Annotated in this window: 9 protein-coding genes; 6 read left to right on the plus strand and 3 right to left on the minus strand. The window is 42.3% G+C overall.

The window, feature by feature from the left end:
• Positions 1-79 precede the first annotated feature (79 nt).
• The 6 genes from CXF78_RS01770 (at position 80) to CXF78_RS01795 (ending at position 9,287) form a co-directional block, all read left to right on the plus strand.
• Complete coding sequence (locus tag CXF78_RS01770) at positions 80-2,947, plus strand: ExeM/NucH family extracellular endonuclease (protein ID WP_102035789.1); 2,868 nt, start codon at positions 80-82, stop codon at positions 2,945-2,947.
• Positions 2,948-3,429: 482 nt separating this feature from the next.
• Positions 3,430-4,413 (plus strand): phenylalanine--tRNA ligase subunit alpha, encoded by a 984-nt coding sequence (gene pheS / locus CXF78_RS01775; protein WP_011637174.1) that lies wholly within the window; start codon positions 3,430-3,432, stop codon positions 4,411-4,413.
• Positions 4,414-4,428: 15 nt separating this feature from the next.
• Positions 4,429-6,816, plus strand: a complete 2,388-nt coding sequence (gene pheT / locus CXF78_RS01780; protein WP_102035790.1) for a phenylalanine--tRNA ligase subunit beta — start codon at positions 4,429-4,431, stop codon at positions 6,814-6,816.
• Positions 6,817-6,819: 3 nt separating this feature from the next.
• Complete coding sequence (ihfA, locus tag CXF78_RS01785) at positions 6,820-7,119, plus strand: integration host factor subunit alpha (RefSeq protein WP_011637176.1); 300 nt, start codon at positions 6,820-6,822, stop codon at positions 7,117-7,119.
• A gap of 314 nt (positions 7,120-7,433) precedes the next feature.
• Positions 7,434-8,369 (plus strand): lauroyl-Kdo(2)-lipid IV(A) myristoyltransferase, encoded by a 936-nt coding sequence (gene lpxM / locus CXF78_RS01790; protein WP_102035791.1) that lies wholly within the window; start codon positions 7,434-7,436, stop codon positions 8,367-8,369.
• A gap of 48 nt (positions 8,370-8,417) precedes the next feature.
• Positions 8,418-9,287: a mechanosensitive ion channel family protein gene (locus CXF78_RS01795; RefSeq protein WP_102035792.1), complete on the plus strand. Its 870-nt coding sequence runs from the start codon at positions 8,418-8,420 to the stop codon at positions 9,285-9,287.
• A 71-nt stretch (positions 9,288-9,358) separates the two neighbouring features.
• On the opposite strand, the gene hisIE is transcribed toward CXF78_RS01795, so the two are convergent.
• The 3 genes from hisIE to CXF78_RS01810 form a co-directional block, all read right to left on the minus strand.
• Positions 9,359-9,979, minus strand: a complete 621-nt coding sequence (hisIE, locus tag CXF78_RS01800) for a bifunctional phosphoribosyl-AMP cyclohydrolase/phosphoribosyl-ATP diphosphatase HisIE (RefSeq protein ID WP_102035793.1) — start codon at positions 9,977-9,979, stop codon at positions 9,359-9,361.
• A 58-nt stretch (positions 9,980-10,037) separates the two neighbouring features.
• Entirely contained in the window at positions 10,038-10,811 is a 774-nt protein-coding gene (hisF, locus tag CXF78_RS01805) for an imidazole glycerol phosphate synthase subunit HisF (RefSeq protein WP_102035794.1), read from the minus strand.
• Positions 10,793-11,210: HisA/HisF-related TIM barrel protein (locus CXF78_RS01810; RefSeq protein WP_257984803.1), on the minus strand; the 418-nt coding region annotated here is incomplete at its 5' end. The genes hisF and CXF78_RS01810, both read right to left, overlap by 19 nt.

Consider the following 11,210-nt stretch of genomic DNA (forward strand, 5'->3'; position numbering starts at 1 on the left):
GGTTATAGCAATCAATAACATATCAATTGAATAATTAAATTAACTCATTGGATTTATGGATAATGAATAGGGGTTCACTATGTTAGTTCGAAAGTCGTTGCTCGCGATGTCGATATCATCATTAATGGTATTCAATGTTGCTGCCCAAGATGTGCTTATTTCAGAGTACATAGAAGGAAGCAGTAATAACAAAGCTATAGAATTGTACAATCCAAGTTCGACAGCGATAGATTTGAGTGATTATGTGTTGTCATTTTATTTTAATGGCAATACTGCAGCGACAACCAATATTACATTGGATGGTAATATTGCAGCCAACTCAACGTTTGTTATTGCCGATAATGATGCATCAGCAGAAATCCTTGCGCTTGCCCAACAGATTAGTACTGCGAGCTTTTTTAATGGTGATGATGCCATTGTACTCAGTCACAATAACCTAGTTATCGATTCCCTAGGACAAGTGGGTGTCGATCCTGGATCAGAATGGGGAACGGGTGATTTATCGACACAAAACAACACTCTTCGTCGTGACGCCAGTCAATTAGTTGCAGATATTATTACTGACGATGAAGTCACATTAGCTGGCTGGCAAGGTTTTGCTCAAGATGACATCAGTGATTTAGGTGTTTTCGCAGGTAATGATTCTGGCCCAACAGATCCGGTAGACCCAGTAGACCCAACTGAGCCAATAGAATTTGTCTGTTCACAAAGTGCCGTCGCAATCCATGACATTCAAGGTATAGATGCAGCAAGCCCATTAGTGGGTTCAGACGTGGTGGTTGAAGCTATTGTGACAAGTAATCAACAAGCTGGGCTAAAGGGTATCTTTATCCAAATGGCCGACAGCGAAGTCGATACTGACATTAACACCTCAGAAGGTATTTTTGTTTACAGCGGTAATCAACCATTGGATGTGAATGCCGGAGATCGAGTTCGTTTACAAGCTTCTGTTGCCGAATACCAAGGTACAACTCAGTTGTCTAATGTGACTCAATTTGCTCTATGTGGCACTAACCTACCATTGCCTGTGGTTGCTACTGTCACATTGCCGTTAGCCGACAATCAACAACTTGAGCGTGTTGAAGGCATGCGGGTATTATTCGATCAATCTCTAGTGGTCAATGAAGTGTATAACTTGGGCCGTTATGGTGAAGTATCATTAGGCAGTAGTCGCCATTTTATCGGTACTCAAGTTGCTTTACCTGGTGCCGCAGCGCTGGCAGTGACTGAAGCGAATGCCAGAGATAGTATTTTGTTGGATGATGGCTTAACCAGCCAAAATCCTGAACAGATACCTTATCCAGCTCCTGGGTTATCAGCCTCAAATACCTTGCGGGTAGGCGATTCTGTTACCGGGCTCGAGGGTATTATGCATTATGGCTTTAGCCAATATCGTGTGATGCCAACTCAAGTGGTCAATGTAGTGCAAAGTAACCCGCGACAATCTACTCCAGAGTTAGCGCTTGGCGCAGATCTTCGTGTCGCCAGTTTCAATGTGCTTAATTATTTCAACGGTGATGGCAACGGCAATGGATTTCCGACTGATCGCGGCGCCGACACATTATCTGAATTTGAGCGTCAACGCGTGAAAATTATCAGTGCAATGCATGCCATTAACGCTGATGTATTTGGTTTAATGGAAATTGAAAATGACGGCTATGGTAGTGATTCAGCCATTAACGACTTAGTCAGCGGATTAAACCAAGCTATGGGAGCGGAGGTATACGCTTATGTTGTGCCTTCAGTGGCACAAATAGGTACCGATGCAATTGCTGTGGGAATGATCTACCGTGCTGATAAAATCACTCCAACAGGTGATGCTCAAATATTATCTTCAGCTAATTCGCCTGTTGATGGAAATGGCGCGGCATTGTTTGATGACGGTAAAAACCGTCCGATGTTAACGCAATCATTTATGCTAAATGGCCGTGAGGGCAGCATTGTTGTTGCCGTAAACCATTTAAAATCAAAAGGAAGCAGTTGCGACAGTATCAATGACCCCGATTTATTTGATGGCCAAGGAAACTGTAATTTAACTCGTACTCGAGCAACAGATGCCATTGGGCAATGGTTAATGGCTCAGTATCCAGAGCAAAAAATCTTGGTAATAGGTGATTTAAATGCTTATGCCAAAGAAAATCCGCTCACTCAACTTGCCAACCATGGCTATAGCGAGCTTAATGCGCATTTTGGTAATGTTAATTCATACTCCTACGTGTTCTCGGGTGAGTCAGGTCAATTAGACCATGCATTAGCAAACCAAGCGTTATTGGATAATGTATTAGCGATAACGGAATGGCATATTAATGCTGACGAGCCAAGGATCCTTGATTATAACGAAGAGTATAAATCAGCAGCTCAGATACTAGACTTGTATCACGCTGATGGTTTCCGTTCTTCAGACCATGATCCAGTGATTGTTTCGCTGCAATTTGAGATCCAAAATGAGCTCCCAATCGCCAGTTTTGACCATCAACTTAATGGTAGTCAGCTACAGGTTCAGTCTACCTCTATTGATAATGATGGTGACATTACGTTATTAGAATGGGATTTTGGTGATGGTACTATCGTTAATGGTACTGTTGCTAATGGAGAAACGGCTTCGCATCAGTATCAGCAATCAGGCAATTATCAAGTCCAGCTTACTGTTACTGACAATAAAGGCGACGTTGTGACAACCGTTAAAACCATAAATGTGCTTATTGAACCGACCAATATCGCGCCTACTGCGCAAATACACCTGGTCAACTTATGGTTTATGAAATTATTTATTTCAACTAGCTATGACCAAGACGGTTTTATTAAACGTCAAAACTGGCTATTTAACAATGGTCGTAAAGCACATGGGCCAATCGCGTTTAGTTTCAGTCGTCGCGATAAAGCTGTGTCACTGACGGTTGTCGATAATGACGGTGAAAAAGACACAGCAACACTCAATTTTAGATAGGTCAATATTGTCGATTTGTGAATAAATATTCGCTACAAATAATAAGGAAGGCGCAACATGCGCCTTCCTTATTATTGTGCTTTCTCCATACAAAACGTCCTTTGTGATAACTTTTCGACACCTCCAAATTGTTACATACAAGCCCAATAGATATTCATTCATTCTCATCATCAGTAGACCGACGATTTTGCTTAGCTAGACTGTTGGCTTATTACTTGTCGTCGCAGATACATGCTAAGTGGGTTAATTGCAGGTAAATACAACTATTTGCCATTAAATATACCAATAATGACTAGTAAATTTAGACTCGCTAACGTAAAATTTCACTCTTTTATTTTAACCCAAGTTTTGGCGATTTATTTGTCATAATAAGCGTCAAACTACCGCGTCGTCACTCACTACCGAGTTATCGCTTTTGTATACTCGCATAGCCGACAAGACGCCCAATCGCATTTAAATGCAAAAATGCAGTGGATGATAACATGCAGCAGTTAACCGAGATCGTAGAACAAGCCTTAGAAGTCATTGAGAAGGCCAGTGATCTAAAGACATTGGATGATATCCGTGTCGATTACCTTGGTAAAAAAGGTAAAATCACTGACATGATGAAAATGATGGGATCATTAAGTGCAGAAGAAAAACCTGCCTTTGGTGCCGCAGTCAATCAAGCAAAACAAGCCGTTCAACAACAGTTGACTGAGCGTATTGACGGATTAAAAGCATCTGAATTAGAAGCCAAATTAATTGCTGAAAATATTGATGTGACTTTACCCGGTCGTACCTTAGATATCGGTGGTTTGCATCCGGTTACGCGTACTATCGAACGTATTGAAACCTTCTTTGGTGAGTTAGGCTTTGTTGTTAAGCAAGGTCCTGAAATCGAAGATGATTTCCATAATTTCGATGCGTTAAATATTTCTGAGCATCATCCTGCTCGTGCCGATCATGACACTTTTTACTTTAATCCTAAAGTGATGTTACGCACCCAAACATCGGGCGTACAAATTCGCACGATGGAACATGAAAAGCCGCCACTTCGGATCATTTCTCCAGGCCGTGTTTATCGTAATGATTACGACCAAACTCACACGCCAATGTTCCACCAAGTTGAAGGGTTAATGGTTGCTGAAAACGTTAACTTTGCAGAGCTTAAGGGCATTTTGCATGATTTTTTACGTAACTTCTTTGAAGAAGACTTAGAAGTCCGTTTCCGCCCATCTTACTTTCCATTTACAGAACCTTCTGCTGAAGTAGACGTGATGGGTAAAAATGGCAAATGGTTAGAAGTATTAGGCTGCGGCATGGTACATCCAAATGTACTGCGCAGTGTTGGTATTGACCCTGAGAAATACTCTGGTTTTGCTTTTGGTATGGGTGTTGAGCGTTTAACCATGTTGCGCTACGGCGTAAATGATTTACGTGCCTTCTTCGAAAACGATTTACGTTTTCTTAAGCAATTCAAATAACGGAGCAAAAATTAGATGAAATTCAGTGAATCTTGGCTTCGTGAGTGGGTTAACCCATCAGTAAGTCGTGACGCATTATCACACCAAATCACCATGGCCGGTCTTGAAGTTGACGGTATTGATGCCGTAGCTGCCGATTTTAGCGGCGTGATAATTGGTGAAGTGGTTGAATGTGGCCAACACCCAGATGCAGACAAATTACGCGTCACCAAAATCAATGTTGGCGGCGATGAGCTTATCGACATTGTTTGTGGTGCACCAAACTGTCGTTTAGGCTTAAAAGTGGCTGTAGCAATGGTTGGCGCTGTGTTACCTGGCGATTTTAAAATTAAAAAAGCCAAGTTGCGCGGTCAACCGTCAATGGGCATGTTGTGCTCGTATGGCGAGTTAGGTATCGACATCGAAAGCGATGGCATTATTGAGCTACCGACTGATGCACCAATCGGTGTCAATGTGCGTGAATTCTTGCAATTAGATGATGCCATTATTGATGTTGATTTAACGGCTAACCGCGCTGATTGTTTAGGCATGGCAGGACTTGCACGTGAAGTGGGCGTATTAAATCGCCAAGCCGTGACAGAGCCTTCTTGGGAAGCGGTTACGGCCACTATTGACGCGCCATTTAGCATTAATGTGGTAGCGCCAGATTTGTGCCCACGTTACTTAGGTCGCGTGGTTAAAAACATCAATGTTAAGGCCGCTACACCATTATGGATGCAAGAAAAATTGCGCCGCAGTGGTATTCGCTCAATTGATCCAATCGTTGATATCACCAACTATGTGTTGATCGAATTTGGTCAGCCAATGCATGCGTTTGACTTAAATACCTTAAACGGCGGCATCACCGTACGTTTAGCTGACGGTGTTGAAAAGCTAACCTTACTGGATAGCAACGAAATTACCGTTCCTAGCGATACTTTAGTGATTGCAGACGACAAACAAGCGGTAGCGCTTGCGGGTGTGTTTGGCGGCGAAAGTACTGGTGTGAATGAAAACACTCAAGACATTCTTTTAGAGTGTGCCTTCTTTGCACCATTAGCCATAATGGGTAAATCTCGTCGCTTAGGCTTACACACAGACGCGTCACACCGTTTTGAACGTGGTGTAGACCCTGAGCTGCAACATAAGGTCATGGACCGTGCTACTCGCCTTGTATTGGATATCTGTGGTGGTGAAGCAGGGCAAGTGATTGAAGCTGTGTCTGCTGAACATTTACCGCAAGCTGCTAATATCACTTTGCGTCGTAGCAAGTTAGATAAAACCTTAGGTCACTTTATTCCTGACTCTGACGTGGTTGAAATTCTAGAACGTTTAGGTTTTAGCGTGCAAACCAGCGGTGATGTATGGAATGTGACAACCGCGACTTATCGTTTTGATATGGCGATTGAAGAAGATTTAATCGAAGAAGTGGCGCGTATTTACGGTTACAACAACATTCCTAATACCGCACCCAAAGCGGCGTTAAGCATGCCAGATCACAAAGAAGCGGATATTTCGTTAAAACGTGTGCGCAGCATATTTGTTGCTCGTGGTTTCCAAGAGGCTGTTACTTACAGCTTTGTCGATCCTAAGATGCAGAACATTGTTCATCCTGGCGAAGAAGCGATGGTGTTGCCTAACCCGATTTCTGTCGAAATGTCAGTCATGCGCTTATCAATGTTTACTGGTTTATTGACCGCAGTAGGCTATAACCAGAGCCGCCAGCAAAATAGAGTACGTTTATTTGAGACAGGTTTACGCTTTGTTCCTGATGCACAAGCAGATTCTGGTGTTCGTCAACAAGCTATGCTGGGCGCGGTTATTTCTGGTGCTCAAAACGAAGAACATTGGTCAATGGAATCGAAAACTGTCGACTTCTTTGATTTAAAAGGTGATTTAGAAGCAATAATCGGCTTGACAGTTGCCTCTACAGAATTTAGCTTTAGAGGGGCAACACATCCTGCGCTGCATCCAGGTCAATGTGCTGAAATATTACGAAATAATCGAGTCATTGGTTACATCGGTGCTATCCATCCTAGTTTGGAAAAGCCGTTTGGACTCAATGGAAAAACAATTGTTTTTGAGTTAGAACTGGATGCATTATTGCACGCCCGTTTGCCGCTAGCCCAAGCTGTGTCTAAGTTTCCTGCCAATCGCCGCGACATCGCGGTAGTAGTAGATGAAACAGTTTCTGCAACTGATGTTATGAATTTGATAAGAAAAGTTGGCGAAAATCAGTTGGTTGGCTTAAACTTGTTCGATGTATACCAAGGTAAAGGTGTTGAGCCAGGCAAAAAGAGCCTAGCCATCGCACTTACGTTACAAGACACTACTCGTACACTTGAAGATAAAGATATTACTGAGACTATGGAATCAGTGGTATCGGCTCTAAAGACCGAGTTCAACGCATCGTTGAGGGATTAAAGTATGGCACTTACCAAAGCCGAAATGGCAGAACATCTTTTTGAAACATTAGGCATTAACAAACGTGTGGCTAAAGAGATGGTCGAGTCTTTCTTTGAAGAAATTCGTGAAGCACTCGAAAGTGGTGAGCAGGTCAAGTTATCTGGCTTTGGCAACTTTGACCTTAGGGACAAGAATCAAAGACCGGGAAGGAACCCGAAAACTGGTGAAGATATTCCGATTTCTGCACGCCGTGTTGTTACCTTCCGTCCTGGACAGAAGTTAAAATCACGTGTCGAAGCGGCAAACTCGGGTAAAAAATAGTTCACTAGTTAATACGCCAATCCGAACGGATCTGTATTACGAAGAGCCACTCTTAATTGAGTGGCTCTTTTGTTTTTGAATTTGGTGAATGCATGCACTCGTCTATACCATCAGCTTATTATTGGCATGGTCACTTTGTTATCTGATAAATATTGCCCAAGCTGTTCTATAAAACGGAGCTGACTGTATGGCATCACAGACGTTTTGAATTGTCTGTTATAATTTCTGTTCCACACTCATTAATCACTAGTATAATGCCATCGTTATAATATGATTTTCACCGTGGGTCACGGTCCGTTTATTTGGAGTTTCTTTTGGCACGACAAGCAAAACATTTTGATACCCGCTTTAATAAATCATTATTACACCCTCGTTACTGGGGAACATGGTTAGCTATCGCTGTGTTGTTTCTATTTGGCGTACTTCCGGCCAGCATAAGAGATCCCATTGCGAGATTGTTGGCTCGAGTCGTGATGAAAGTCGCCAAAAAGCCAATGAATATCGCTAGAGTTAACATCAGTCATTGTTTTCCTGAGCTTTCTGGCGATGAAGTCGAACGTTTGGTAAAATACAACGTACGTATGTTTGTGTTGGTCTTATTGTCACAAGCTGAATTATTGATTCGTTCTAAAGCGCATATTAAACGTCGTATGCAGCTTAATGGTTTTGAACATGTTAAAGCGGCTAGAGATGCTGGCCAGCCTATTATTTTTATCATGCCGCATGTGTGGCCGATGGAATATGCTGGTCTTAGAATTAACATGGAAATACCTTTAGTGACCATGGCAAAAGCACATCGAAATGGGCTGTTTAATTGGTTCAGTAATCGTATGCGCAGTAGTCAGGGGGGACGAGTGTATATGCGCGAAGCTGGGATCCGTGCGTTATTAGCAGAGCTTAAAAAAGATAATAGCTTTTTTTATCTACCCGATGAGGATTTAGGCCCAAACAAAAGTGTGTTTACGCCATTTTTAGGGACGGTTAAAGCAACATTGCCTGTAGTAGGGCGTCTTGCTCAAGCGGGTAATGCACAAGTGATGCCGGTAAAAATTGGTTATGATGAACAAGCAAAACAATTTGTGATGACCGTTATGCCGCCTATTGACCCACAAGATATGGTCGGTAAAGAGAACGAGGCATTAGCGCTGAATAAAGTGGTTGAGCAAGTTATTAGCGCTTATCCAGAGCAATATATGTGGTTTTTAAAATTACTCAAAACTCGTCCACCAGGTGAGCAAGAATTTTACTAAAATATAACTACCACCATAATATGAACACAATAATAATAAGAGGTTTCTATGGATTTTAATGAATTACTATCGGCCTTGTCTTTTGTGGTATTTACTTACGATGACAGCCCAATTACTTTGCTGCAGTTGTTACAAGTGCCTTTGTACATATTTTTAGCGTGGTTTATTATCACTCGTGTCGGGCGATTGATTGTTAAAGCACTAAAGCGTCGTAAAGTGGGTGCAGATGCTATTCATTTGTTCACCCGTATGTATTTTATTATCAGTATTGCAGTGCTGGTTTTTACCAGTATGGAAATTTTAAATATTCCATTAACGGCGTTTGCGTTTGTGTCAGGTGCCATAGCTATTGGTGTCGGTTTTGGTGCGCAAAACATTATCAATAACTTTATCAGTGGTTGGATTTTAATGTGGGAGCGACCAATCCGTATTGGTGACTTTTTAGAAGTAGGTGAAGCTCGTGGTGTTGTGGAGTGTATTAATACTCGCTCAACCTTGATACGTCGAAACGATGGGGTTCACATGTTGGTCCCAAACAGTCAGTTACTAGAAAATACTGTGACTAATTGGACCTTGATTGATAAAAATGCGCGTACCTTTATCCGTGTTGGTGTTGCTTACGGCTCTGATGTTATTAAGGTGCGCGATTTGATTTATCAAGTTATTGGTGAGCGCGATGATATTTTGCCACAACCTAAACCTTTGGTGTTATTTGAAGACTTTGGTGACAATGCATTGATTTTTGATTTGATATTTTGGGTTAGTGCGGTATCTGAAACCGATATTCGTCGTCGTCGCAGTGAAATTCGTTTTAGAATGTACGAATTATTTAACGAGAATGAAGTGGTTATAGCATACCCTCAACGTGATCTGCATGTTGATGGAAATTTGACGATTACTCAAAGTCATAAAAGTTAAGACTGGGTTTTACTTCAACAAAAAAGACGCATTAGCGTCTTTTTCTATTTAGTGCTGAAGCTATTCGGATACTACTTAGCTTTATTATGACGATCCAATAAATTTTTATTAATATCAGCCATTGATAAACCTTGATCCTCAAGAAGCACAAGTAAGTGATACATTAAATCTGAAGCTTCATTAACAAGCTCTTCTTTGTCATGAGTTGCTGCGGCAAGTGCGGTTTCTAAACCTTCTTCACCGACTTTTTGGGCAATGCGCTTAGTACCACGTTCAAATAGTGACGCTGTATAGCTTGAATCAGCACTTTGGCCTTTACGTGAGATAATCAGTTTAGTTAGGTTATCGATAAAAGGGTGCGCGTTGCCATCTTTCCAGCAGCTTTCTGTACCTGTGTGACAGGTTGGGCCGTTAGGGATCACTTGTAGTAAGAAACTGTCGTTGTCGCAGTCTTTGTCAATAGCGATGAGATCAAGCGTGTTACCTGAGGTTTCGCCTTTGGTCCATAAACGCTGTTTAGAGCGGCTAAAAAAGGTGACTTGTTTAGTGGCTAAGGTTTTGTCTAATGCTGCTTGGTCCATGTAACCTAACATGAGCACTTTGCCAGTTAGGTGGTGCTGTACAACCGCAGGGATCAACCCTTGTTGCTTGTCCCAGTCTACGCCTGTGCTATCAAATGTAATGCTTGTCATGTGTAATCTCTTATTCGGTGAGGCTATTTTTGTATTGTTTCGCAGTGAAAGCCTAAGCTTATAAACGAATCGCGATGTTATTGGCGTGCAAGTATTGTTTTAACTCACCAATATCAATGATACCTTTATGAAACACGCTTGCTGCTAATGCGGCGTCAACTTTGGCAAGTTCAAACACTTCTTTAAAGTGCTCCATTGTGCCCGCACCGCCAGAGGCAATTAACGGTACATCGCAAATGGCGCGTACCATGCTGAGTTGTTTGATGTCATAACCACCGCGCACGCCGTCTTGGTTCATGACGTTCAATACAATCTCGCCACAACCGCGTTTTTGCACTTCTTCAACCCAATCCTGAGTATACCATTGAGTGTCTTTGGTGGCGGCTTCATCTCCGGTAAACTGTTTTACTTTGTAACTGTCGCTGACGGCATCGTAAAATGAGTCTATGCCGATAACGATACACTGGCGACCAAATTCATCTTGCAAGCGTGATATCAAACTAGGGTCGCTTAATGCAGGTGAGTTGATTGATATTTTATCTGCACCAAAAGCTAATTTTTCGCGTGCTTGCTCGATGGTTTTTATGCCACCGGCAACACAAAATGGAATATCAATTTGTTCAGCTACGCGGCTAACCCAAGATTTATCGATAACCCTGTCGTGTGCACTGGCGGTAATGTCATAAAATACTAATTCATCAGCGCCTTCTTCTGCATAACGTGCGGCGAGGGGAACGATGTCTCCAACTATTTCGTGATTACGAAACTGCACTCCTTTAACCACTTTACCTTCACGTACGTCAAGACACGGAACTATGCGTTTGGCCAGCATTGTATTGCCTCCTTAACGGTAAATTGGTTAATCAGTAAAGCTTTACCAATAATGATCCCCGATGCTTTGCTATCTCGAACAGCGGCGACATTGTCAAGCGTCGCAATACCACCAGAGGCTTGCCAAAGGATATGAGGATACGTTGCGGCAAGTTCTGTGTAGAGTTCTGTATTGGCGCCAGTTAAGGTGCCATCACGGCTAATGTCGGTCACTAAAGCATGCTTAAGGCCGACAGTTTCGAATTCAGCCACCAATGACTCTAGTGATTTACCGCCACCTGATTGCCAGCCCGATACCGCGACAATTTTTTCGCCAGCTTCATTGATATTGACATCAAGAGCCAAACAAATTGCTTCACTGCCGTATTTTACAAACCAGCTTTTAACTAGCTCTGGTTCT

It is taken from the genome of Shewanella sp. 11B5 (assembly GCF_002836795.1).
In the GTDB taxonomy this organism is placed as follows: domain Bacteria; phylum Pseudomonadota; class Gammaproteobacteria; order Enterobacterales; family Shewanellaceae; genus Shewanella; species Shewanella frigidimarina.

What these genes read in the sequence shown, in the direction of transcription:
- CXF78_RS01770 (WP_102035789.1), top strand. Translation starts at nt 80, where the DNA reads ATGTTAGTTCGAAAGTCGTTGCTCGCGATGTCGATATCATCATTAATG.
- pheS (WP_011637174.1), top strand. Translation starts at nt 3,430, where the DNA reads ATGCAGCAGTTAACCGAGATCGTAGAACAAGCCTTAGAAGTCATTGAG.
- pheT (WP_102035790.1), top strand. Translation starts at nt 4,429, where the DNA reads ATGAAATTCAGTGAATCTTGGCTTCGTGAGTGGGTTAACCCATCAGTA.
- ihfA (WP_011637176.1), top strand. Translation starts at nt 6,820, where the DNA reads ATGGCACTTACCAAAGCCGAAATGGCAGAACATCTTTTTGAAACATTA.
- CXF78_RS01795 (WP_102035792.1), top strand. Translation starts at nt 8,418, where the DNA reads ATGGATTTTAATGAATTACTATCGGCCTTGTCTTTTGTGGTATTTACT.
- hisIE (WP_102035793.1), bottom strand. Translation starts at nt 9,979, where the DNA reads ATGACAAGCATTACATTTGATAGCACAGGCGTAGACTGGGACAAGCAA.
- hisF (WP_102035794.1), bottom strand. Translation starts at nt 10,811, where the DNA reads ATGCTGGCCAAACGCATAGTTCCGTGTCTTGACGTACGTGAAGGTAAA.